The organism is Mucilaginibacter sp. P5_A6, assembly GCF_056400585.1.
The window spans coordinates 14,736-39,099 of sequence record NZ_JBFUKZ010000031.1 but is presented as its reverse complement, the minus strand read 5'-3'; the positions used below and the strand labels follow the sequence as shown (position 1 = coordinate 39,099).

Below are 24,364 nucleotides of genomic sequence, written 5' to 3'. Positions count from 1 at the left end.
GAAACAAGACTTGTATAAATCCTGTGTGTTTACAAACTTTCCAGCATTTGCTTCAACACTGCCTGCGCAGCCCAAACCCGGTTACCAGCTTCATGTACAACAATGGAATTTGGGCCATCCAAAATCTCATCAGATAATTCGAGGTTACGGCGTACGGGCAGGCAGTGCATCACTTTGGCATTATTGGTTGCTTTCAGCTTTTCGTTAGTAAGCATCCATTCTTCGTTTTTACCCAGTATGTTACCGTAAGGCTCGTAAGCCGACCAGTTTTTTACGTAGATAAAATCGGCACCGGCCAATGCTTCATCCTGATCATAAGTGATTTTGGCACCTTGGGTAAAATCGGCACAAAGTTCGTAGCCTTTGGGCTGAACTATGGTGAAATCAACATCAGCCCTGCACATCCATTCGGCAAATGAATTGGGAACTGCTTGTGGCAGGGGTTTAATATGAGGCGCCCAGGTTAATACAACCTTAGGGCGCTCAGTATTTTTTAATTCTGTTATTGTGACTAAATCTGCTAAGCTTTGTAATGGGTGACGGGTGGCTGATTCCAGGCTTACTACCGGTACTTTGCAAAACTCCACAAACTTGTTAAATATCATTTCGCTATAATCTTCCTCGCGGTTCCGCAATCCCGGGAATGAACGTACACCAATAATATCGGCATATTGCCCCATTACACCCGCGGCCTCGCGGATATGTTCTACTGTAGTACCGTCCATAATCACGCCATCGCGTAACTCCAATGCCCATCCTTCTTTATCAATATTAAGCACCATCACGTTCATACCCAGGTTAAGGGCTGCTTTTTGAGTACTCATGCGGGTACGCAAACTTGGATTTAAAAACACCAACGCCAATGTTTTATTTTTACCCAGATCCTGGTGGGCATAAGGATTTTGTTTAAGTGCCAAAGCCTCTTTTACAAGTGCATTGATATCGGTAACATCGTTTACAGAAGAAAATAGTTTCATCGGTCGGGAAAATTTATATTACGATCTATTGATTTAAAACATTTACAAAAGCTTCCAGGAACCTGTCTGCGTGGGCTTTGGTTAAATTCAAGGCAGGTAATAGTCTTACTACGTTTGGTTTGGCCTCACCTGTAAAAATATTATGTTTAAATAAAAGCTCTTTACGTGCATGAGCCAATTCCTCGGGTAGTTCAATACCTATCATCAAACCACGGCCTCTAACTTCTTTAACTTGTTCAAGCTTTTTAAGCTCTTTTATCAGGTATTCGCCTACTGTTGCTGCATTTTGCATCAGGTTATCCTGCTCCATTACCTCAAGTACCGCTAAACCGGCCGCGCAAGCCAAATGGTTACCACCAAAAGTTGTGCCCAGCATACCGTAAGCTGGCTGTATTTTTGGCGAGATAATGATTCCTCCAACCGGGAAGCCATTACCCATGCCTTTTGCCATAGAGTAGATATCAGCATCAACACCGGCAAAATCCTGTGAAAAGAATTTACCTGTACGCCCGTACCCACATTGTACCGAATCGGCAATAAAAACAGCGTTATGCTTATCACAAAGGGAGCGGATCTTTTGCAGGAAGCTTTCCGGCGCCACCTGGATCCCGCCAACACCCTGGATCCCTTCAATAATCACAGATGAAATTTCGTTATCGGCAAAAGCCTGTGCTAAAGCTGCTTCGTCTGCCCATGGTAAAAAGATCACATTATCGGTCTCGTTAATAGGCGCAACAATTTTTGGATTATCGGTAACGGCAACCGCTAAAGATGTACGACCATGAAATGCCTTTGTAAAGGCGATAACTTTCTTTTTAMCATTATAAAATGATGCCAGTTTTAAAGCATTTTCATTAGCCTCGGCACCAGAGTTACATAGGAATAACTGGTAATCGTCTTTGCCGGATACTTTACCTAACTTTTGGGCCAGTTCTTTTTGAATCGGGATCTCGATGGAGTTGGAGTAAAAACCTAATTGATGTAGCTGGTCTTCCAACCGTTTTACATAATGAGGGTGGGTATGGCCAATAGATATTACGGCATGACCACCATACATATCGAGGTATTCATTATCCTGGGCGTCATAAACAAGGCTGCCCTGGCCTCTAACTATATTTATGGGATTAATAGGGTATACGTCAAATAATTTCATATCATTTAAGCTGAAAGCTAAAAGCCGAAGGCATAAAGCTTTATTTTCTAAGTGTTTTAATCAGGCCTATCAGCATTGCCTTAACTTCGTTTATTAACTTATTTGTTTGCTGAAACAAATCTTCAGTAATGTACGAGAGATCTTTACACATCAAACAGCAATATTCCAATTCATGTGCCGAACCTAATGACTGATCTAAAAAATGAGCAAAATCACGTTCTGTATTTCTTCCACAACCTTCAACTATATTTAAAGGTATTGAATACGAAGCTCGTTTTGTTTGACTCATTAAATCATATTGTTCACTCTTTGGAAATTTTGGAAGTAGAGTTAGATAAACGAACATATTAAGTTCATGTGCTTTTTTCCATACTTCATACTTTTTGTAATCCCTCATATTTATTTTTCACCGCAACAGCTTTTTGCTTTCGGCCTTAGGCTTTTAGCTAAAAAGCGGTCGCCTTAAGTCGCAGCCCGGCTCGTTCATCCAGGCCGAAGAGCAAGTTCATATTCTGAACCGCATGGCCTGATGCTCCTTTAAGTAAGTTATCTAAAATGCTTATTATTAAAAGCTTACCTTCATGTTTTGTAACCTGTAGAAAGCATTTATTTGTGTTGACTACCTGTTTCAAATCAATATTATGACTGGTTACATGTGTAAACGGATGGCCTTCATAATATTCCTGGTAAAGTTTTAATGCTTCTTCGGCACTTAGGTCGCTATCAGTGTATATAGAGGCTATTATGCCGCGGGTAAAATCACCACGGTAAGGGATGAAGTTTATAGCCTGGTTAAAATTAACCTGTAATTGTTTTAACGATTGCCCAATCTCGTTTAAGTGCTGATGGTTAAAAGCCTTATAAACAGATAGGTTATCGTTTCTCCACGTAAAGTGCGAGGTAGCAGCTAAGCTTTGGCCGGCCCCGGTTGATCCTGTTGTAGCGGTGATATGAACCTCGTTCATCAATAATCCTTTTGATACCAATGGTAATAAACCTAATTGCAGGCAGGTAGCAAAGCAGCCTGGATTGGCGATATTATCAGCGGTTTTTATTGCCTCGCGGTTTAATTCAGGCAAGCCATATACAAAGTTTTTATTTTTTATTTTTGAATTTTGAATTAACCTAAAGTCCTGGCTCAGATCGATGATCTTAATATGATCGGGGATCGCATTGGTTTCTAAGAACTTTTTAGCATCGCCATGGCCAACACACAGAAACAATACATCGATAGCATTTGATAATTCGCCCGAAAACCTAAGATTGGTATCACCAAACAGATCGGAGTGCACTTCATACACATGTTTACCAGTGTTGCTGTTACTGTGCACAAAAATAATCTCCACATTGGGATGATTGATCAATAGCCGAAGCATTTCGCCACCAGTATATCCCGCGCCACCAATGATGCCTGCACGAATAGGCCCCCGGCTCCCTGAAAGGGGAGTAAGTGAAGAATCCTGTATATTTTCAATTGTTTGCGTCATAACTTAATAATTATTCTCCCTTTAAGGGATTAGCGGGTAATCCTGTCATTATTTGTTGATGGATACGAATATAGAATAAACTCCAGGTCGCTCCGGTCGTTATTGCTGATGAAGTGTTTCTGGCCCGGTAATATCTCGATACCCTGCTCTGGTTTTAACACCGTAATTTTTCCATCGATGGAGAATGTTGCTCTTCCTTTCAAAATAAAGAAAACCTGCTTAGCCTTTTCGTGATAGTGCAATTGCTCAGCAGTATCAGGAGGCATCAATTCCTGCTTTACAGACAGCTCTTCGGTGTCAATAAATGTCCACCCGTGACAGTCATCACCCCATTTATAGTGCTTTAAGCACTCGCCTTTGGAAAAAGCCACCTGGCCCCCTAAAGGAGTGGTTGGAATGGCATGCATATTGTCTTTTTCTGTCATGATTAGTCTTGAGCATTAATTGCTTCTCCATCAGCTGATGGAGGCTGGGGGGCATTAACCTTATGATAAATCATCACCTGGTTGCCAAATATTTTTGAAAAACCTTTAACATCCTCACCACTCCATGAATTGTTCATTTCGCCGTAGCTGCCAAATTTATTTGACATCAGGTCGTGAGCAGATTCAATACCTATAACCTGGAAACGATAAGGGTGTAATTGTACAAACACTTTACCGCTTACATTTTGCTGTGTATCGCTTAAAAAGGCTTCCATATTGCGCATGATAGGGTCATGAAACTGCCCCTCATGTAGCCAGTTGCCATAAAAAGTGGATAACTGATCTTTCCAGGATAGTTGCCATTTAGTCAACACATGCTTCTCTAAAGTATGGTGGGCTTTGATGATCACCATCGGCGCGGCTGCTTCAAAACCTACCCGACCTTTAATACCAATAATAGTATCGCCAACGTGAATGTCGCGGCCAATACCATAAGGCTGCGCGATAGCTTGCAATGCCTGTATTGCCTTGGTGGGATGATCATATTTTTCATTATCGATACCCACCAGTTCGCCTTTTTCAAATACCAGCTCCAGGTTTTTCACTTCCGATTGGGTAACTTGGGTTGGCCATGCTTCTTCGGGCAGACCTAAGTTTGAGGTCAGCGTTTCTTTACCACCAACTGATGTGCCCCAGATACCTTTATTGATAGAGTATTTTGCCTTTTCGAAGTTCATTTCCACACCATGGTCTTTCAGGTACTGGATCTCGGCTTCACGACTCAATTTCAAATCGCGGATAGGGGTGATGATCTTTACTTCGGGAACCAGGATGTTGAAGATCATATCAAAACGCACCTGGTCGTTACCGGCGCCGGTGCTGCCATGTGCTACAAACTCGGCACCAATTTCTTTAGCGTAATTAGCAATGGCAGTTGCCTGGCTCACGCGCTCGGCACTTACCGAAAGCGGGTAAGTGTTGTTTTTTAATACATTGCCATAAATCAAAAAGCGAACACAGGTATCGTAAAAGTTTTTGGTTTCATCAACTACATGATGTGATGTAACACCCATTTTGTAGGCGCGTTCTTCAACTCCTTTTAATTCTTCGTCGCTAAAGCCGCCGGTGTTAACAATTACCGAGTGAACTTCGTAACCAAGGTCCTGTGTTAAATATATACAGCAAAATGAGGTGTCTAATCCGCCGCTGTATGCTAATACTACTTTCTTTTTCATTTTTTAAAGTATCTCTATGAGGTAAAAGGTTAAAGGCGAAAGGTTAAAGGTTTTCGCCGCGTAAAAACTTTATGAAGCCAATTAACATGGCTTTCACCTCATTAATTGCTGTGTGTATTTTGTCGTAAATTTCTTTGGGGATAAAGCCCAGGTCATAAATTAAGTAACAGGTATATTCAACTTCATGAGCCGACCCTAAAGCATTATCCAGGTAATGGGCAAAGTCTTTATCGGTGTTTTTGCCACAGCCTTCTACAATATTTAATGGAATCGAGTAGGTCGACCGGCGAAGCTGGTTTGTTAAGGCAAATCGTTCTTCGGTTGGCATAATAGGCAAGACATCGGCATACACCTGCTTTGTAAGCAAGTGTGATCTTTTCCAAACATCTAATTTCCTGTAATCCCTCATTTTACCTTTATTTTCTACCTTTCGCCTTTAACCTTTTGCCTTTCACCTATTCCTGTCCTATGCGCTTTTTTATCGCGTTCTCAATCCGTTCAAGCAAAGTGGCTTTATGTGTAATGCGTTTCATTTTATCTTCGTCCTGCTTTTGTTTTTCGGCGGGATCAAACAGCATGGCGGTGCACATGCAGTTTTTGCGGTCCTTGCTCATTAGGATATCATAATTAACGCAGCTTTTGCAACCGGCCCAGAAGTTTTCATCCTGGGTTAGTTCAGAGTAGGTAACAGGCTCATACCCAATTTCTGAATTAATACGCATTACTGCCAAACCAGTGGTTAATCCGAATATTTTAGCGTCGGGATATTTTTTTCGTGAAAGCTGAAAGATGGCATGCTTAATGGCTTTCGCCAAACCAACTTTACGAAACTGTGGGTTAACAATGAGGCCCGAATTGGCAACAAAGTCGCCATGGCTCCAGGTTTCGATGTAACAAAAACCGGCCCAGGTGCCGTCTTTATGTAAAGCTATAACTGCTTTGCCTTCCAGCATTTTGTTGGCAACATATTCTGGCGAACGTTGTGCAATGCCCGTACCACGTGCTTTGGCCGATTCGGCCATTTCATCGCATATCATTGTGGCAAAATCTACATGCTGTGCTGTAGCAACCTGAATATCAAAATCTTGTATGGTCATTTAAATAGATATTACCGTTAAATTAATTGGCTTTTGATGCCTTAATAATTAGATGGCTTTTTTTAAAAGAAGTTTAATAACTCTTTTTGTGGTGGTTCAGGACGAGAAAGTAATTCAAACCCGTGGCATATAGGGCCTTCGTCGGGGAGGGCAGCATAAAAAAACAGTTGAACCCAAAGCAGCGGCAGCCGGAGCAAATGTTGCTCTTATTGCGGGCTTATTTAAGCTTGGTTGATTCATTTTTTTGATTGTATTACTGTGTTTTTAATTTGGGTGCAAATTAGGCCATAAATTTTTACTTATACAAGAAAAAAATGATTTAGTTGATGGGAGTTAATTTGAAAATTTGAGGATTTGAAAATTTGAAGATCAATTATACCAGTTTAAGAAATTCTTTAATTGGCGAATTAAGGTTCAAAATAACTCAATCAACCATTCACTTTCTTCATTATATCATTCAATATCATATCTGCATGGATCCGTGAGTTTTCAATAAACCATAAGTGTGTATCCATTCCGCCGCAAACTACACCGGCGAGGTACAAACCGGGCAGGTTGGTTTCCATCGTTTCGTGATTGAATTGCGGGATAAATTTATCTTCGGACAGGATGATACCCAGCTTTTTCAGGAATTCGAAATTGGGTTTATAACCCGTCATCGCCATTACAAAATCATTGGGTATAGTGATGAGGCCATCGGCGGTTTTAATAACAACCTCATGCTCATGTACCGCTTGCAGGTTAGCGTTGAAATATGCCTTGATACTGCCTTCTTTTATCCGGTTGATAATATCCGGCCTTACCCAGTATTTAACCCTGTTGCTAATCTCAGGTCCGCGCACTACAAGGGTTACTTCGGCACCTTTACGATAGGTTTCTAAAGCCACATCTATAGCCGAATTGCTTGAACCCACAACAACAACCTTTTGTGAGGTATAATAATGCGGGTCATGGTAATAGTGTTTAACTTTTGGCAGGTCCTCGCCTGGAATATTGAGTTTAACAGCGATATCATAAAAGCCCGTACAAAGGATCACTTTTTTAGCCTTATAGGTTGCTTTACTTGTAATTACGGTAAAACTGCCATCTTCGGCTTTTACGTTGGTAACCTCCTCAAATAAATTTAAAGGTAGGTGGTTTGATAAGGCAACTCGGCGGTAATACTCCAACGCATCGTTACGGGTAGGTTTGTTATGAGCGGTTACAAATGGCACTCCACCAATCTCCAGTTTCTCGGAAGTGGAGAAAAACGTCATAGTTGAGGGGTAGTTATACAGCGAATTAACCAGGCAGCCTTTTTCGACAATAATAAAACTTAAACCTGCTTTTTGTGCTGCAAGTCCGCAAGTCAGGCCGATGGGACCGCCACCTATTATTAGTATATCGAGCATGCTGCGAAGATAGGCAGTTTTTAAGAGAGATTCGCGGTAGGATATAACCGCATTTAGAACTTTTTAATATGGAATAACGAATTTTGAATGTCGAATACCGATTTTTTGTTTGGCCAATATTCGGCGTTCGATATTATTACTTCCGGCCAGAAAAATATAGGGCACAAAAAAAGGGTAAGCTACTTTTATCGCGCCGCTCAACTCTCTACCCTTGCTGTGTTCCCACCCTGGGGGAGTTCAAGAGGAGCTGGCCGTAAAAGACTTACCCCGGCGCAAATATAGAAAAATGATACGTTTTTGGTTAATAAATTGTTAAAAAAGGCTTATCTGCTGGCTTCCAGTGTTATAGGATTTTAATTGATTGAGCTGATAGTCGTTGTAACGACCGGTCAATGAATTTTGCGATCCATTGAAATCAAATTCACGGTAAGACTCGGATACAAATTCACCTTTTAGATACCTGACCCTTAAAATCGTAAATTTTGAAACCGTAAAACTGGCTTGTATTTTACGCTGATGAAAATGCGGCCACAGCAGGGTAAATTGCTCGGTTGTTAATGATCTGGCAATAGTAATGTGTGGTTTAGTACTCCCTTTACCCACAATTTTCCAAAGTAATTTGAACCAAAATTTATTTTGCGGACTTAACTCAAGCCGGGCATAAATGGTTTTATGATGGGAGCTATCTTCATTAAAACAATCAAACCCATTAATCTGGAGTGTTATTGGTGGTAAAAGGCTTAGCGGCCTTTTAAAAAGCGAAAATCCAGGTTCATGAAAATCGCCGGGGTTGGGATGATAATTATTCACCGTAATATGCGGAACAGCATTCATGCTGGGATACACCCCGATCACCCGCTTTGCTTCGTTCTTCAATTTGTAAATATCGGTGTTGATGTGGCCCGGCAGATCAAGTAAAAAATGAAATGATGTCATGGTGCTCAACGTTAATGTTTAAAATAAATTCATCTGATCCTGGTCGGTTATATTGATTCGCCCGGCCTCAATATTGTCGATACCTATAAACCCGCCCTGGTTTTTAAACTCATACTTTTTGTAAAACTCCCATTTGGCATAAGCATCAAATGTATCGCGCTTTACAACTGTGAGGGCGTTTACCCAAAAGGGCTCCACCAGTTGTTTATGCTTAAAGTGCGGCCAGAGGATCTTAAAATCCTTTTCAGGGATGTTTCGGGCTATGGTGATGTGTGGGGTAAGGGTCTTTATAATCTTCAGTTTCTTCTTTAGCTGACTAAACCATTCGTCAACAGCCGGGGTCGACCGGATATTGGCATAAATGGTCATTTTAGCATGCAGGTGCGGAAAATAGCCAAATCCATCCATGTGCAGTAGCACAGGCGGCAACTGCCTTAGGCTCGGCTCCATAACGCCATTGGTTTTTTCTTTCATGGAGTGTGTTTGCCTATCCAGGTGAAGGATGGAAATATGGGCTGGCGAATCCATACTTTGATAGTTGCCTATGAGTTTTGCCGAAGCTTTTTTATACCGCGCAACTTCGTGTTTCACCGTTTCGGGTGGCGATAAAAGCATCAGATAGTCTTCGTACATCGTCATAAGCCTGTTTTTAATTCACTCAAAAATGCTAATAAAATTAGCAAAATACCAAATTTATTTTCATATTTGTGTATGGAGCAAAAGCGGTATATCGTACACATCGATCTCGATTCATTTTTTGTATCGGTGGAGCGCAAATTTAATCCGGCGCTCATTGGTAAACCTGTGCTCATTGGCGGCTCGGCAGATAGGGGTGTAGTGGCTTCATGCAGTTATGAGGCGCGTAAATTTGGCATTCACTCTGCCATGCCTATGAAACAGGCCATGAAGCTTTGCCCGCATGCTATTATTGTGCGGGGCACACATGGGCGTTATTCTGAAGCATCGCGGCAGGTAACAGAGATCATACATGATTCGGTACCGCTTTACCAGAAATCCTCTGTAGATGAATTTTATATCGACCTTACCGGAATGGACCGTTTTTATGACTGTTATCAAATAGCGTGTAACCTGCGCCAAAGGGTGATCAGGGAAACGGGCCTGCCTATCTCCTTTGGTATGGCATCGGGCAAAACGGTGGCTAAAATGGCTACCAACGCGGCTAAACCTAATGGGCAGCTATTTATTAAACATGGGGAGGAACTTCAATTTCTGGCGCCGCTGCCCATCAGTAAAATTCCAGGTCTTGGTGAAAGCACCAGTCAAAAATTGTATCAATATGGTATGGAAAAAATTGGCGATTTGCAACGTGCCAATATCCGTTTCCTGGAAGCTGTTTTTGGTAAAATGGGCATTTTTATTTGGGAAAAGGCACATGGAATAGACCATAGTGAGATCATACCGCATTGCGACCGTAAATCCATATCAACAGAACATACCTTTGGCGTAAATGTTAACGATCAGCGTACATTGGAAACTATCCTCGTATCTATGACGGAAGAATTATCCTCCAAACTGCGCAGGGAAAACAAACTGGCATCGTGCCTGGCTATCAAGATCCGTTATGCCAACTTTGAAACCCATACACAACAGCAAAAAATTGCCTTAACCGCTGCCGAACATATTTTATTACCCGGGATTAAAAACCTGCTCAAAAAAGCCTGGAACCAGCACCGGCCTATCCGATTGATAGGAGTAAGGCTCAGTAACCTTGCCAGCGGCCGTTACCAGATCAACCTGTTTGAGGATAACGAGGAACGCATCCGCCTTTACCAGGCCATGGATAATATTAATTTTAAATTTGGCGATAAAACTGTTTGCCGTGCAGCAGGTATGGAAATAGGGACGAGGAACTTTAACCCGTTTTTGAAAGATTGAGCCTTGCCGGATGTAGGGTGTTTTGTTGGATGTTTTTTAAATTTTTGGTATATTTGTATATAAAACAAACCGGGCGAATATCTTAAAGGATAATTGCCCGGTGTATTTTAAAATAAAAAGCCTTGAAAATTCATAGAAGTTCATTAATTATTTGATTATTAATGAACTAAGTATTATTAAAACGGTGTTGAAGGGTAATCAAAAGCTTTTCAAAGGGTACTGGTAAGGTGATTCACAGATACATGAAAGGTGTGTCAACGGTGCGTCAAAAGTATAGGAATTGCCTTCAGGGAATATTTAAGAAGCTTTCGTCCTGAGCGTCTTTTACAAAAAGTTTTTAGCAGGTCAACTTCGCGTGTTTGTGTTATGGTGCAGGTTTAATTTTTACCATTGGTCAAAGCTTTATAACCATTGGTCAAACTAATTTTACAGCGCTGGCTCCAGTTGCTTCTTTTGATAAAAAAAGAAAAATGGAAACAACACAACGCCAAACTTACCTCGACTGGTTAAGAATCTTATCCATACTGGGTGTATTATTTTTTCATTCGGCTATGCCTTACGTCGCCGAAGATAGCTGGCATATTAAAAATGCCGAGACCAGCAATCTAATGATGGAATCAAATCACTTTTTGCACCTTTTTCGCATGCCGCTGCTCTTTTTTATTTCTGGTACCGTGAGTTACTACATGATGCAGCGGCGATCTACTCTTACTTTCATCGGTTTACGCTTCCGCAGGCTGTTTATTCCCCTTTTGGTGGGCATGTTTTTCATTGTTCCGCCGCAGATATATATGGAGCGGCTGGCGCATGGATACAAAGGCAGTTTTTGGGACTTTTATCCAAGTGTGTTTAATTTTGTACCTTATCCTAAAGGTAGTTTTAGCTGGCATCACCTTTGGTTTATTGCTTATTTGTTTATTTACGATTTAATATTTGCCCCTGTATTTGCCTGGATGGTGTCATCTAAAAGTGATGGATTTAAACAAAAGCTTGCCGTATTGGCCAAAGGAAAATGGATTTACCTGTTAATGCTGCCCGGTATCATTTGGTTTACCTTATTGAGCTGGCAGTTACCAGAAACCAATGACCTTATACATGATGGCTGCTATTTTGTTTACTGGCTGTTTTTTGTTTTAGCAGGTTTTATATGCATTGTACAGCCTAAACTAATGGATAGCCTGCAACGAAACCGCCGTTTTGCTTTAACTATTGGTTTTTTGAGCCTCATGTTATGGGAATGCCTGAGGTGGAATGGAATCGAACCCCTACACGCCCGCTGGCCATTTCAAAATATATTGTTTAGTTATGCTTTTACTGCTTTAAGGCCAATAATTGCCTGGGGATGGGTATTGGCTTTGGTTGGCTATGGCAAACAATATCTTAACCGCACCCATAAAGTGTTAAGCTATTTAAACCAGGCTGTGTATCCTTTTTATATTCTTCACCAAACTGTGATAGTGCTGCTGGTTTATTACATTGTGCAGGTGCCAAATGAAAGTATCCTGTCTAAATATATTTATACCGTTGGGATCACCTTTTTTATAACTATGCTCATTTATCATTTATTGGTGCGCCCATACGCTTTAACCCGCTTTTTATTTGGGATGAAACCAAAAGATAAACCGGAGCGTGTAATAAAAGTGCATGCCGAAGAAATAAAAACTGTTGAGGTACTATCTGCCTGAAATTTGTAATTTACTGCTATGAAATTCTTTCGGAAATATATTTTCCCTGCATTGTACGGCCTGCTGGTATATTTTACCGTAAGGCTGCTGCATGACACTGAACATGATGAAATGTTTTGGAAAAGAGACTGGGGTTTAAATGTCCTTGAAATGAGCTGCAGTGTATTGGTGGGCTATGCAGGCATATATATATTTGAGTGGCTCTTTCGGTTTTATGACAGGCGCTGGCCACTGCAATTTAATTATCGGGGAGTAGTAAGAGAATTAATTATACTGGTGTTTGCTAACCTGGTTTTGGTGAACCTGATATTTACTCCAATGGCTGCATTGACTGACGACGGCCTATCCTGGGGTGATCTGGCAGACCTCACCATGATACCAACCTTATATGCCATTATTTATTATGGCATAGCACGTAGCAGCACATGGTTAAAGGCCTACATTGCCAACAAGGTACAACTGGAAAAGTTGACTACCGATCAGTTAGAAACCGAACTTAAGTTTTTGAAAGCCCAATATCATCCGCACTTTTTGTTTAATGCATTAAACACCATTTATTTCCAGATGGATGAAGATGTACCGGCAGCTAAAAAGAGTACCGAATTGCTTTCCAGTTTGCTCAGGTATCAGCTTTATGATCAGCAACAGCAGGTATCCATAAGCCAGGAATTGGAATACCTGCGAAATTATATTGAGTTTCAAAAAATAAGGGCAAGCAATAAACTGTGCTTAAATGTTTGTTTTGATACGAAGCTGACCGATCAGTCCGTTTACCCACTGCTTTTATTACCATTGGTAGAGAATGCTTTCAAATACGTTGGCGGGGGATATGAAATTAGTATTGTTGCAAAGAGTATTGACGGAATGATCGCTTTTTCGGTTACCAACGATGTGCCGGAGAAAATGGAAACTAAATATAACTATACTGGCATAGGGTTAGAGAATTTGAAAAGACGCTTACAATTGCTTTATCCGGATATACATAAGCTGGTTGTTAACCGCCACGAAAATAGGTTTATAGCAGAACTTGAATTGAAATTTTAGGAGATGGGTTTAATAACTTGTATAATAACCGATGATGAACCTTTTGCAAGAAAAGGCTTGCAGGGGTATGTAGAGAAAGCCGGGTTCTTTAATCTAAAGGCCCAGTGTGAAGATGCAATGGAATTAAGTGACATACTGAAACAACAACCTGTTGATTTGTTATTCCTGGATATCCAAATGCCGCATTTAACAGGTGTCGATTTTATAAAGTCATTGCAAAATCCTCCTAAAGTGATATTTACTACTGCCTTTAAGGAGTATGCAACAGATGGTTTTGATTTGGATGTGTTGGATTACCTGCTTAAACCAATCTCTTTTGAGCGTTTTATGAAGGCCGCATTTAAGGCTAAGGATTATTTTGACCAGCAGAGTAATGGGAGTGAAGCCAGCTATTTATTTGTTAAAAGTGAAGGCAAGCTGGAAAAGGTTGTTTATGATGAGGTGCTTTTTGTACAGGGTATGGAAAATTATGTGGTGATACAAACTATCAATAAAAAGATAATCACCCACAGCACTTTAAAAGCCTTTGCCGATAAATTGCCGTTGCGTAAGTTTCTGCAAACCCACAAATCTTACATTGTTGCTTATGATAAAGTTAACTCTATTGAGGGGAATATGTTAGCTGTGGGCCTGCACCAAATTCCAATTAGCAGGCAATTAAGGGAGCAGGTAATGCATTTGTTGATTAATCAGCACAGGTTATAATACCGATTGAACTAATTCCTTCTTCATCAACAGGTCGTTTTGCAAGTCATTCCCTAATAAAAACTCATGGCTGCCAAATACCTTAAAGCCGTGATGTTCATAAAAACCAATGGCTTTATTATTGTGTTCCCAAACGCCAAGCCAGATATATTTAAAATGATGATCGAGTGCTGTTTGAATAGCGAAATTTAAGAGATACTGGCCAATTTTTTTGCCATGAAACTCTTTTGAAACGTAAATACGTTCCACCTCAAGGGCGTCCGGATCTTTAAATTCAGATTGAGCGTCCGCAAAGTTTAATTTAAGATAGCCAGCTATTAGGCCATTAAATAGCGCAAAATAAAATTGCGAGCCGGGGTTTTCAATTTCGGCGCTTGTGCGTTCTGTAGTAAATGCTTTGGCCGCATATGCATCCATATTATCAGCGTCATTCAGCGGAGCAAAAAAATAAAAGAATGTATCCCTGCTAATAGCCAGCAAGGTGTCAACATCAGCTGTAGTTACTTTTTGAAGGGTGATAGGATTGTCCGTCATTTTAAAATGAAAATTTCGGTGCAATAATAATTAATCAAATTGTTCTTTCAACCTCACCAACCGGTCTATCATCAGGTTAAGCTTCTCTTCCTCGTTCTTAAACATTCTTGGCTTTAAATAAAATGTGGTAAACAAAAACCAAATAATGATTGATGTATAAGTTACTATTTTAAATACCAGGKAGGAGTTTTCAAGCACTTCAATAAAGTAAAGTGCAAGCCCGGCACTTATCATCAATATATAAATGTAATAAAACCAGCCAATTACTTTCGACCTGGTTTTTTGGTATTCTTTCAAGCTTTCAAGGTACTCAGATGGGTTTATTGTAGCATCGCGCTTGCTGAGGATATGATAATGCCTTACCGTTAGCGACAGGTACATGAGCATGGTAATCAATACCAGTAATATACCGGCTGTAGTAACTCCCGACTTGAATGCCAGGAAAAATGTAACGATGGCCGCAAATATGGTGATAGCCACCATGGCCACTATAGTCCAGTACAACTTATTAGTTATGCTGCGAATCCCCTTCTTTACCTGCTTCAGCACCTCATCCACTGAAAGCTGATCTTGTTTTGGCTGTCCCTGCCAAACCGACATCAAATGATCAAAGTCTTTCATACTGGTTATATAATTCTGTTAATTTTTGTTTTATACGATAAATCTTCACCCTCAGGTTTCCTTCCGATATACCCGAAACTTCTGCAATTTCGGGGTAGGGTACTTCGTCGAGTACCAATGTTATTATTATTCTTTCTGATTCTTCCAGTTTTGATATACACTTATATAACAATGCAACTTTTTCGTTTTTGTCTGATAGCTCCTCTCGTTTGGTTTCTGCTATCTGGGGGGTGAGTTCGTCCTTGGCCTGTCGCTTTTCCGATCGTAAATAAGTTAAGCACGTATTTACAGCAATGCGGTAGATCCACGTTGAGATCATGGCCTGGTTACGGAATTTATCAAGATTTTGCCATACCTTTAAAAAGGTTTCCTGTAAAAGGTCGTTCGCGGCATCGTCATCGCCGGTATAACCATAGCACAAATGGAATATCTTTTTAGAATTAGCTTCATATATTTGCTTGAACGCTGCTTCTTTGTTGGCCACAATTAATAGATTTTTATAGTTTAGATTGCCGATGGCTAAATATGTTACAACAAGTAATCATTCTTTTTAAACCAGGTGAGCTTTTTTTCAGCATCGGTTATTAAATTATTATAATTCTCAGCGTAATCAAATTGGAGGTCTTCATGCAACTTGTTTATCAGATTTTTTATTTTCTCAACCTGTCTTGTCAAAATTAACCGGATAGGTTTGTAGGATGTTCGCCTGTCGGCATATTCCAGGTAATTGCTGCAAAAATTCAGCAAAAGCTCTATCTCAGCTCCCTTTGATCCTGTGAACTTAGTGTATTTACTAAGTAATCTTAAAATTTTACGCATGCCCTTAGCCGCGTGGTAGCTTAAAGCCGGCAGTTGGCTAAACATAAACCCAGCCTCGGCTTTTACTTTTTCAATAAAAGCTGCCTCATCATAGGCTTCAAATAATAGGTAAGCTAATAATTCTTTGTTTTCTTTTTTATAACGTGCCAAACGGAGCAATAAGTCGGTTAACTGCTCATGAGGCAGGTGCTGAATCTCTTTCTTTATATGCTGTAATCCGTAAGTAGTAACCGTCATGCTGTGCTAAAGTTGGGCAAAATACTAATTAGAATCAAGATATTTAGCATCAGGAACCAAGACAGAACATGCCTGCCGGAAACAAATAGATAAGAAAAGCTTATCTTGATCCTTGTCTCTTGATCCTTGGCTCTTAACAGAGTTAAAATTTTGTACTTTTACAGCCTTAATAAAATCGATGAACAAAAAAAGCAAACTAACGCTCTACATTTTTGTAGCCCTTATTTTGGGTGTAATAACGGGATATATTTACAATACTAATGTAATTAATACCATAAATGCCAACATCAGCACCTCCGAGGCTGCTATAAAAAACATCGATAAAAGCCTGCTTGCGTCTACAGATACAACAACCGAAGTTTTTAAAAATCTAAAACTGCAACGCAAAGCTGAAGTAAAAAAACAGCAGGACAACAGCACATTGCGCGAAGATAAGCTGGAGGTCTTTAATGTTTTAAGCAAGATATTCCTCAACCTTATAAAAATGATAGTAGCCCCCCTGGTGTTTACAACGCTGGTTGTTGGTGTTGCCAAGGTGGGGGATATTAAGGCAGTTGGCAGGATTGGCGGCAAAACCATGCTTTGGTTTATTAGCGCCACATTGATTTCGTTATTATTAGGGATGTTGCTGGTTAATTTGTTTGAGCCTGGTAAAACCATGCACCTGCCATTGCCCGATAGCCATTTAAGTACCGGGATTAAAAAAACTGCTTTATCATTTACAGAGTTTATCGGGCACGTATTCCCTTCAAGTTTTATAAAATCGATGGCTGATAACGAGATATTACAGATTGTAGTATTCTCCATGTTTTTTGGTATAGCCACGGCAGCGATAGGAGAGCAGGGTAAAATAGTTATTAAGGCTATGGATGCCATTGCTCATGTTATTTTAAAAATAACAGGCTATGTAATGAAACTGGCACCGGTTGCGGTATTCGGTGCTATTACAGCTGTAATTGCTAAACAAGGACTTGGTGTTTTATCTACTTATGGTATTTTTATCGGCGAATTTTATTTTTCGCTGGTATTGCTATGGCTGATCATTATATTGGCAGGTTTTATTGTATTGCGCAACCCGGTATTCAAACTGATCAATAACATCAAGGATGCTATGCTGATTGCTTTCAGCACATCAACCAGCGAGGCGGCTTATCCCAAGGTTTTATTGGAACTGGAACGTTTTGGATGCAGTAATAAAATTGTAAGTTTTGTTTTGCCGCTTGGTTATTCATTTAACCTGGATGGATCAATGATGTATATGACCTTTGCATCCCTGTTTTTGGCGCAGTCTTATGACATTCATTTGTCGTTCGGTCATCAGCTATCTATGTTGTTGGTGCTTATGCTTACCAGTAAGGGTGTTGCGGGTGTGCCACGTGCCTCGTTGGTTGTTATTGCGGGGACGCTATCTATGTTTAATATCCCCGAAGCTGGCTTGTTTTTACTTATAGGGATTGATCCAATATTGGATATGGGCAGATCGGCTACGAATGTTTTGGGCAACGCAATGGCTACGGCGGTTGTTAGCAAGTGGGAGGGGGAATTGGAATAATTCCAGGAGCTATTATAAAAGCGTCATTGGTACAAAGCAATCCCCGGTTATCAAAGCAACTCGGTATAGTATAGAAATTGCTTTGTGCTTCGCAATGACGGTTAGAAGAAAATTATCAATAATTAAAACATAATTCATTAATTAAAAATGTCAAGTCGTACCAAAAAAATATTTCTAATCTTTACTATTGTTGTTCCGTTTCTGCTTTACTGTTTTTACTACTATGGCATGATGATAAAAAACGCGCCATACAGGTATGCCGATTTTCAATCCATATCTATTCAATATGGTGAGAAAGACAGCCTGATAAATAAATTTAATTCAAGTACCGGTGATTATCAATACCTAAATAAAAGAGATTCGTTGGTAAAAGTGCAAATCAGGCTCACCGATAATGATCTGCTATACCTGCACCATAAGGCAGCCGACCTGGGTTTCTGGGATTTTCCGGCAAATGAAAAAGGAGATACTACTTCAGCCGATAAGCCTATACGTTACATCATTGAATTTAAATATAAAACCAAAACAAAAAAGGTAATCTTTGATTCGAATTTTTCCGGTGACCCTAAATTAATTGATGCCAACAAACAGCTGATCAAAGAAATAGACCAAAGCTTAACAACAGCCGAAAGAAGGCTAAAAAAATAAAATGCAGGTATGTTGTTTATTAAAGTATCAATCCCTATATTTGCACCTCGAATTTTAAAACAATAATTAACAAACATGTACGCAATAGTAAGTATAGCCGGACAGCAATTTAAGGTTGCAAAAGACCAGCAGATCTTTGTACACAGATTACAGGGTGACGAGGGCGCTAGTATTGAATTTGACAGTGTATTGTTAGCAGAAAACGAAGGTTCATTCAAATTAGGTTCTGATTTGAAAGGTGCTAAAGTATCAGCTAAGATCGTGTCTCATTTAAAAGGTGATAAAGTGATCATTTTCAAAAAGAAAAGAAGAAAAGGTTACAAAAAGAAAAACGGTCACCGTCAACAATTTACCAAGATCGAGATCACTGGTATTACATTATAATTTAAAGTTTAACGGGAGTTGTTCTTCAATTCCATAAAAGATATTAAGAAATGGCACACAAAAAAGGGGCCGGTAGTTCCAGAAACGGCCGCGAGTCGCATAGCAAACGTTTAGGTATCAAAATTTTCGGTGGTCAGCCAGCAATTGCAGGTAACATCATCGTTCGTCAACGTGGTACTAAACACAATCCGGGCGTTAACGTAGGTATCGGCAGAGATCATACATTATTCGCTTTAGCCGAAGGTATCGTAATTTTCAAAAAGAAAGCTGACAACCGCTCATACGTTTCAGTTGTTCCTTTTGCAGAAGAGGTTGCTGAAGTAGTAGCAGCACCTGCTCCAAAGGCGGTAGCAGTTGAAGCAGCTCCTGTTGCAGAGGTTGTAGCGGAAGAAGCACCAAAAGCTAAGAAAGCGGCCGCTAAAAAAGCAGATACCGAAGCAGCTGAGTAATTGGCTGATACTTTATAAATATTTAAAAGCCCCGGTCAATTTGATCGGGGCTTTTTTAATGCTTATAAATCTCCATTTGGCATCAGGTCAGGCATAACTTCTGTAAACAGGTAAGCCGAATCTGTTTGTGTTTTAGGCTTACCTATCTTTTGAGCTTTAACGCAGGATGAGAATATTATGATCAATGATGGCAATAATATTTTTTCATCGCTGCTGGTGTTATTCAATGATCAGCTTTTTTAAGTAGTAGGTATCCGGGTCAATAATTGGCATGCTTTTGCTTACCAGTGTTACTCCTTTTTTATCAAGTGTATAACGTTTGGTAATACCATCGGTGGTTATGCCTATAGGTAACGGCATATCAATATTTAAAAGCCGGACGAGATACTTATCTCCACGTTGTGCTTTTACATGCACTTCCAATTTATTGATAGAATAGATGTATAAATCAAACAATGGTTTCAGATCAATACCTGCGGCTTTACTAAAGTATTCCTGCACGTCGGCAGTGGTAACCAGGTTACTGTAAGTGTATTTGGGATCGGTTACGAAACCTTTCAGGGTAGGGAAGAAGACAGTATCGCCCATGATATATCTCAGCGTGTGCATAAAAAAGGCCCCTTTACCGTATATGTCGCCGTTGTAGGCCGCTTCTTCGTCTATATCATTTCCAATAACTAAAGGAATCTTATTGCCAAATGATAATGCAGCCTGCTGAAAATGTTTTATGTAGGCTTGCTCGCCTTCCAGTTCCCTTATTGGCATGGCATCGCCAAAGGTGCAGATCCCCTCGTGGATCCAGTAATCGGCCCAATCTTTGGCCGTTACTTTGTTGCCCCACCATTCGTGCCCAAATTCATGGTGCATCAGCCAATCAAAATCCTGTCCTCCTAATTTTGAATACCTGAACTTATTGCCATAGGCATTCATGGTTTGATGCTCCATGCCTAAATGCGGCGTTTCAACTATGCCTATTTTTTCCTTAACCCATGGATACTCACCAAAATATTTCTCCTGGATGTGAATTGTGCGTTCAAAAATGTCCAGGTGACGATTAGCCTTTGATGCATCCTCATTTAATACATAAAACTGGATGGGTACTATATGCCCACCAATGGTTTTATATGGTCTGCTTACTACTTTATAATCGCCGGCATTAAATAATATGCTGTAGTTATTGATGCTGTAATTGGTTTTCCAATGGTAAGTGGCTGTATTATTTTGCTTTGTGACTTTTTGTAATAAACCCGGACCTGCTACTACCAGGTCTTTGGGAACTGTAATTATCATATCCACACCTTCATTTGGCTCGTCGGACGGGTGATCTTTACAAGGAAAGTACAGTTTCCCACCGATACCCTCAGCGGTGATAGCCATCCACTGATGCCCGATTGAGTCATTCGACCAGGTAAAGCCATCATCCCAGGGTGGGCGACGGGCCACATGCGGCTTACCGCCGTAAATCACTTTTATATTTGCCTTACCGGAGGGTAATTCTTTTGTTGTGTTTATGGTGATGAGGTTGTTTTGATAAGTATACGCCTCCTTTTTTCCGTTGACTAACACATTGCTAATCTGTAAGGAATCCAGCAGATCAAAAAGCAATACATGAGTTGGTTGCGCCATGATCACATCAATGGTAGTATAACCATCAATGGTTTTTTGAACGGGATCAACATTAAGGGCGATGGTATAATGCCGCACATCCATAATGGCCTGCTCTGGTTTCAATTTACCGCCGGAGGTTAAGGTTTGGGCATTTGTAATAATGAAAGCAAGTACTCCAATTATAATTAATGGTATTCTCTTCATACCCTAAATATAATCAATACTCCCTTACCAGCAAACTATCGGCAAACTGCCTAAGGTATTGGCGACGGTCTTCGGATAGGTTGATTTTATCAAGCGCGTCAAAAGCTTTTTCTGTATAGTTTTGCATGGCATACTCAGCATATTGCCTTATGTCTAATTGATCGTAAATTGCTGTCACTGCTATTACTTTTTCGGCAGAATCAAATTGTTCCACGTTTAACCAACTGTTCAGATTATCAGCTTGTTCATCCTGAGCCAGTTCGACTGCTTTTATAAGCAGGTAAGTTTTTTTGTTAGATAGGATATCCCCGCCAACCTGTTTGCCAAATTTCTCCGGATCGCCATAAACATCCAGGATATCATCCTGTAACTGGAATGCAATACCAAGATTAACGCCAAAATTGTAAAGCAGCTGTGCATCATTTAAAGTAGCTCCGCCAATAATAGCGCCTATCTTTAATGTACCACCCAACAACACAGCCGTTTTAAGTCTTATCATATCCAGGTATTCGTCAATAAGCACATTGTTGCGCTGCTCAAAGCTCATGTCAATCTGCTGGCCTTCACATACGCCTGTTGCTGTTTCATTAAATACATCCATTACCCGGCGTAAAATGACATCATCAACCTTCATCATCAGCTTGTTGGCCTCCACCATCATGGCATCGCCCGATAGAATGKCCACATTGGCATTCCATTTTTCGTGAACAGTTTTTTTACCCCGGCGAAGTGGGGCTTTATCCATAATATCATCGTGCATTAGGGTAAAGTTATGGAACACTTCTATCGCCAAAGCCGGTTCAATGGCCTTATCAACATCACCTCCAAAAAGGTCACAAGCCATCAGGAGGAGGCTGGGGCGAAGACGCTTGCCTCCAAGGGCAAGTATATAACTTATTGGTTCATAAAGTTCGGCAGGAGAATCGGGGAATTTTAGCGTATCTACAGCTTTACTAATCAATACCTGCAGGTCTGTAAGTTGTTTCATTTGTTTGTTGTGTAGTTGATCAGTCTGATTAAGTGGATGCTAACCATTCACGTAATCTAACTTAATCAACTTAGTCCTGTACTAACGAAAAATCAATTTGTTTTTTGGTAAGATCAACATTTTTAACCTTGATCCTTACTTCATCGCCCAATTGGTAAATTTTCTTTTTACGCTGACCAATGATACAATAATTTTTCTCGTCCAAAGTATAAAAATCATCAGAGATATCACGCAAACGGATCATGCCTTCGCATTTATTTTCGATTATTTCCACATACATACCCCATTCGGTAACACCGGAGATGATGCCGGTAAACATGTTCCCAACCTGATCGCGGAGGTATTCAGCTTGTTTGTATTTAACCGATGAACGTTCGGCATCAGCTGCTTTTTTCTCCATTTGCGAACTATGGCCGCACAATTTTTCGTAGTGCTCGGCATTGGCAGATTGCCCGCCATTTAAATAATGGAACAACAAACGATGAACCATAACATCCGGGTATCGGCGGATAGGAGAGGTGAAGTGTGTATAATGATCGAACGCCAAACCGTAATGGTTACTGGTTTTTGTTGTGTAAATAGCCTTTGCCATTGAACGGATAGCCAAATGGGTAAGTACATTCTGCTCTTTTTTACCTTCAACATCCTCCATCAGAAAATTAAGAGATTTTGCTGTTTCTTTATCCGATTTGGTATTTATCTTATATCCAAACCTTGCTGCAAACTGTGCAAAGTTTGCCAAAGCCTCGGGTTTAGGAGAATCGTGTGTGCGATAAACAAAGGTATATTTATGCTTTCCTTTGCCCATTTTACTCACATACTCGGCCACCTTTCGGTTAGCCAGCAACATAAAATCTTCAATAAGTTTATGGGCATCCTTGCGTTCTTTTACATATACACCTGTGGGTTTGCCCGTTTTATCAAGTTTGAATTTAACCTCGGTAGTTTCAAAACTAATTGCACCATTTCTAAATTTACGATCGCGCAGTTTGTACGCCAATACATTTAGTTTTAGTATTTCATTTTTAAAATCACCCTCTCCGCTTTCAATAACTTCCTGAACTTCTTCGTAAGTAAAACGCCTATCCGAGTAGATGATGGTTTTACCATACCATTCGTTAATAATATAGGCATTCTCATCCAACTCAAACACTGCCGAAAAACAGAGCTTTTCTTCTTTGGGACGCAGGGAACACAGGCCATTTGATAAACGCTCCGGCAACATCGGTATTACTCTGTCTACAAGGTAAACGGATGTGGCACGTTCCAATGCCTCTTTATCCAAAGCAGAATCGGGTATGATATAATGCGAAACATCGGCAATATGAACGCCTACTTCATAGTTGCCATTATCAAGTATTTTGTAAGACAAAGCATCGTCAAAGTCTTTAGCATCAAAAGGGTCTATGGTAAAGGTTGTAATGTCCCTGAAATCTCTCCTTCTTGCAATTTCTTCTTTGGTAATAACATCAGATATTTTTTCCGACTCGTGCTCAACCTCTGCCAGGAATGAAAGGGGAAAGCCGTATTCGGCAAGGATAGCGTTCATTTCGGTGTCATTATCACCCTGAACTCCCAAAATGTGTTTAATCCGGCCTATAGGATTTTTTGCTTCGGCCGGCCAATCGGTTATTTCTGCAACGGCTTTTATTCCATTTTTAGCCCCGTTGAGTTCACTCATCGGGATAAAAATATCATGCATCATTTTGCGGTCATCCGGAATAAAAAAAGCAAAGCGTTCTGATAGTTTTACAATTCCTGTAAATTCCATTTTAGCACGCTGCAGTATTTCTATGATCTCACCCTCTTTGCGCTTTCCCTTGCTTATGGCGTATACATAAACCTTAACCCTATCCCCATGCAGGGCATTGCGTAGTTTGCGTGGTGCAACAAAAATGTCACTTTCAAATTCATCATCGGTAATAATAAAAGCCGATCCATCGTTGGTGAGATCAACCCGGCCTTCAATAAACGTTTTTAATTCAAGTAGCTGAAATTTACCAGGTGAAACTTCTTTGAGTGTTGATTTTTGGGCCTCATCCTTTAAAATATCAAATATGATTTCGCGGGATTCGGGATCGCGGACGTTTAATTTAGCAGAAACCTGTTTATAGTTTAGTGGCGTATTACCGTTTTGTTCAAATATATCAAGTACCATTTGTGTAAGTACCTGGACGATAGAAGAGTTGCTTTTCTTTTTAGACATACAAAAGTATTTGACCAAAGATACGGAATTTAGATGTTAAGCGATTGGGGGTAAAGGTCGCAAGATATATGTGAGGTGTCATT

At 40.3% G+C, this 24,364-nt stretch carries 27 protein-coding genes and 1 other RNA gene; 8 read left to right on the top strand and 20 right to left on the bottom strand.

Annotated features, from left to right (window positions below):
- Positions 1-29: 29 nt before the first annotated feature.
- The 12 genes from AC1DO4_RS25135 to AC1DO4_RS25080 all read right to left on the bottom strand — a co-directional run bounded on the left by AC1DO4_RS25135 (position 30) and on the right by AC1DO4_RS25080 (position 9,340).
- Entirely contained in the window at positions 30-977 is a 948-nt protein-coding gene (locus AC1DO4_RS25135) for an N-acetylornithine carbamoyltransferase (protein ID WP_477420433.1), read from the bottom strand.
- A gap of 25 nt (positions 978-1,002) precedes the next feature.
- Positions 1,003-2,130 (bottom strand): aspartate aminotransferase family protein, encoded by a 1,128-nt coding sequence (locus AC1DO4_RS25130; RefSeq protein ID WP_477420431.1) that lies wholly within the window; start codon positions 2,128-2,130, stop codon positions 1,003-1,005.
- Between the two features lie 40 nt (positions 2,131-2,170).
- Entirely contained in the window at positions 2,171-2,527 is a 357-nt protein-coding gene (locus AC1DO4_RS25125; protein ID WP_477420429.1) for a four helix bundle protein, read from the bottom strand.
- A 49-nt stretch (positions 2,528-2,576) separates the two neighbouring features.
- Entirely contained in the window at positions 2,577-3,617 is a 1,041-nt protein-coding gene (argC, locus tag AC1DO4_RS25120; protein WP_477420427.1) for an N-acetyl-gamma-glutamyl-phosphate reductase, read from the bottom strand.
- Between the two features lie 29 nt (positions 3,618-3,646).
- Positions 3,647-4,042, bottom strand: coding sequence for a cupin domain-containing protein (locus AC1DO4_RS25115; protein WP_477420425.1), 396 nt, complete (start codon positions 4,040-4,042; stop codon positions 3,647-3,649).
- A gap of 2 nt (positions 4,043-4,044) precedes the next feature.
- Complete coding sequence (gene argG, locus AC1DO4_RS25110; RefSeq protein ID WP_477420423.1) at positions 4,045-5,277, bottom strand: argininosuccinate synthase; 1,233 nt, start codon at positions 5,275-5,277, stop codon at positions 4,045-4,047.
- 43 nt (positions 5,278-5,320) lie between these two features.
- The gene (locus tag AC1DO4_RS25105; protein ID WP_477420421.1) at positions 5,321-5,686 is read right to left on the bottom strand and encodes a four helix bundle protein; all 366 of its coding nucleotides are present in this window, start codon (positions 5,684-5,686) and stop codon (positions 5,321-5,323) included.
- Positions 5,687-5,732: 46 nt separating this feature from the next.
- Positions 5,733-6,374, bottom strand: coding sequence for a GNAT family N-acetyltransferase (locus AC1DO4_RS25100; RefSeq protein ID WP_477408726.1), 642 nt, complete (start codon positions 6,372-6,374; stop codon positions 5,733-5,735).
- A 428-nt stretch (positions 6,375-6,802) separates the two neighbouring features.
- Complete coding sequence (locus AC1DO4_RS25095) at positions 6,803-7,765, bottom strand: YpdA family putative bacillithiol disulfide reductase (protein ID WP_477420419.1); 963 nt, start codon at positions 7,763-7,765, stop codon at positions 6,803-6,805.
- Positions 7,766-7,934: 169 nt separating this feature from the next.
- Positions 7,935-8,033, bottom strand: an RNA gene (gene ffs, locus AC1DO4_RS25090) — signal recognition particle sRNA small type.
- Between the two features lie 44 nt (positions 8,034-8,077).
- On the bottom strand, positions 8,078-8,701 hold the full coding sequence (locus AC1DO4_RS25085; protein WP_477420417.1) for a 2'-5' RNA ligase family protein: 624 nt from the start codon (positions 8,699-8,701) through the stop codon (positions 8,078-8,080).
- Positions 8,702-8,719: 18 nt separating this feature from the next.
- Complete coding sequence (locus tag AC1DO4_RS25080; protein ID WP_477420415.1) at positions 8,720-9,340, bottom strand: 2'-5' RNA ligase family protein; 621 nt, start codon at positions 9,338-9,340, stop codon at positions 8,720-8,722.
- Between the two features lie 72 nt (positions 9,341-9,412).
- Between AC1DO4_RS25080 and dinB the strand changes: the two genes are divergently transcribed.
- The 4 genes from dinB to AC1DO4_RS25060 all read left to right on the top strand — a co-directional run bounded on the left by dinB (position 9,413) and on the right by AC1DO4_RS25060 (position 14,031).
- Positions 9,413-10,597: a DNA polymerase IV gene (gene dinB, locus AC1DO4_RS25075; protein WP_477420413.1), complete on the top strand. Its 1,185-nt coding sequence runs from the start codon at positions 9,413-9,415 to the stop codon at positions 10,595-10,597.
- Positions 10,598-11,067: 470 nt separating this feature from the next.
- Positions 11,068-12,282: an acyltransferase family protein gene (locus tag AC1DO4_RS25070; RefSeq protein ID WP_477420411.1), complete on the top strand. Its 1,215-nt coding sequence runs from the start codon at positions 11,068-11,070 to the stop codon at positions 12,280-12,282.
- Positions 12,283-12,300: 18 nt separating this feature from the next.
- Complete coding sequence (locus tag AC1DO4_RS25065) at positions 12,301-13,326, top strand: sensor histidine kinase (RefSeq protein WP_477420409.1); 1,026 nt, start codon at positions 12,301-12,303, stop codon at positions 13,324-13,326.
- 3 nt (positions 13,327-13,329) lie between these two features.
- Positions 13,330-14,031: a LytR/AlgR family response regulator transcription factor gene (locus AC1DO4_RS25060; protein ID WP_477420407.1), complete on the top strand. Its 702-nt coding sequence runs from the start codon at positions 13,330-13,332 to the stop codon at positions 14,029-14,031.
- On the opposite strand, the gene AC1DO4_RS25055 is transcribed toward AC1DO4_RS25060, so the two are convergent.
- From AC1DO4_RS25055 to AC1DO4_RS25040, 4 genes are read right to left on the bottom strand one after another with little or no spacing between them, the layout of a single operon-like run.
- Positions 14,026-14,565 carry a GNAT family N-acetyltransferase gene (locus tag AC1DO4_RS25055; protein WP_477420405.1) on the bottom strand — a complete coding sequence of 180 codons (540 nt, stop codon included), beginning with the start codon at positions 14,563-14,565 and terminating at the stop codon, positions 14,026-14,028. The genes AC1DO4_RS25060 and AC1DO4_RS25055 overlap by 6 nt on opposite strands.
- 30 nt (positions 14,566-14,595) lie before the next feature.
- Entirely contained in the window at positions 14,596-15,186 is a 591-nt protein-coding gene (locus AC1DO4_RS25050; protein ID WP_477420403.1) for a hypothetical protein, read from the bottom strand.
- Entirely contained in the window at positions 15,173-15,670 is a 498-nt protein-coding gene (locus tag AC1DO4_RS25045) for an RNA polymerase sigma factor (protein ID WP_477420401.1), read from the bottom strand. Before AC1DO4_RS25045 ends, AC1DO4_RS25050 begins: the two co-directional genes overlap by 14 nt.
- 44 nt (positions 15,671-15,714) lie before the next feature.
- Positions 15,715-16,242, bottom strand: coding sequence for a hypothetical protein (locus AC1DO4_RS25040; protein ID WP_477420399.1), 528 nt, complete (start codon positions 16,240-16,242; stop codon positions 15,715-15,717).
- A gap of 178 nt (positions 16,243-16,420) precedes the next feature.
- Between AC1DO4_RS25040 and AC1DO4_RS25035 the strand changes: the two genes are divergently transcribed.
- The 4 genes from AC1DO4_RS25035 to rpmA all read left to right on the top strand — a co-directional run bounded on the left by AC1DO4_RS25035 (position 16,421) and on the right by rpmA (position 19,275).
- On the top strand, positions 16,421-17,794 hold the full coding sequence (locus tag AC1DO4_RS25035) for a dicarboxylate/amino acid:cation symporter (RefSeq protein ID WP_477420397.1): 1,374 nt from the start codon (positions 16,421-16,423) through the stop codon (positions 17,792-17,794).
- A gap of 228 nt (positions 17,795-18,022) precedes the next feature.
- Positions 18,023-18,442 (top strand): hypothetical protein, encoded by a 420-nt coding sequence (locus AC1DO4_RS25030; protein ID WP_477420395.1) that lies wholly within the window; start codon positions 18,023-18,025, stop codon positions 18,440-18,442.
- Between the two features lie 75 nt (positions 18,443-18,517).
- The gene (gene rplU / locus AC1DO4_RS25025; RefSeq protein ID WP_477409468.1) at positions 18,518-18,826 is read left to right on the top strand and encodes a 50S ribosomal protein L21; all 309 of its coding nucleotides are present in this window, start codon (positions 18,518-18,520) and stop codon (positions 18,824-18,826) included.
- Between the two features lie 50 nt (positions 18,827-18,876).
- Entirely contained in the window at positions 18,877-19,275 is a 399-nt protein-coding gene (gene rpmA, locus AC1DO4_RS25020; RefSeq protein ID WP_477420393.1) for a 50S ribosomal protein L27, read from the top strand.
- 62 nt (positions 19,276-19,337) lie between these two features.
- On the opposite strand, the gene AC1DO4_RS25015 is transcribed toward rpmA, so the two are convergent.
- The 4 genes from AC1DO4_RS25015 to rnr all read right to left on the bottom strand — a co-directional run bounded on the left by AC1DO4_RS25015 (position 19,338) and on the right by rnr (position 24,281).
- Entirely contained in the window at positions 19,338-19,502 is a 165-nt protein-coding gene (locus AC1DO4_RS25015; protein ID WP_477420391.1) for a hypothetical protein, read from the bottom strand.
- Positions 19,495-21,087, bottom strand: coding sequence for a M1 family metallopeptidase (locus AC1DO4_RS25010; RefSeq protein WP_477420389.1), 1,593 nt, complete (start codon positions 21,085-21,087; stop codon positions 19,495-19,497). Before AC1DO4_RS25010 ends, AC1DO4_RS25015 begins: the two co-directional genes overlap by 8 nt.
- Positions 21,088-21,100: 13 nt before the next feature.
- Positions 21,101-22,075 carry a polyprenyl synthetase family protein gene (locus AC1DO4_RS25005; protein WP_477420387.1) on the bottom strand — a complete coding sequence of 325 codons (975 nt, stop codon included), beginning with the start codon at positions 22,073-22,075 and terminating at the stop codon, positions 21,101-21,103.
- A 70-nt stretch (positions 22,076-22,145) separates the two neighbouring features.
- Positions 22,146-24,281 carry a ribonuclease R gene (gene rnr, locus AC1DO4_RS25000; RefSeq protein ID WP_477420385.1) on the bottom strand — a complete coding sequence of 712 codons (2,136 nt, stop codon included), beginning with the start codon at positions 24,279-24,281 and terminating at the stop codon, positions 22,146-22,148.
- Positions 24,282-24,364: the final 83 nt, after the last annotated feature.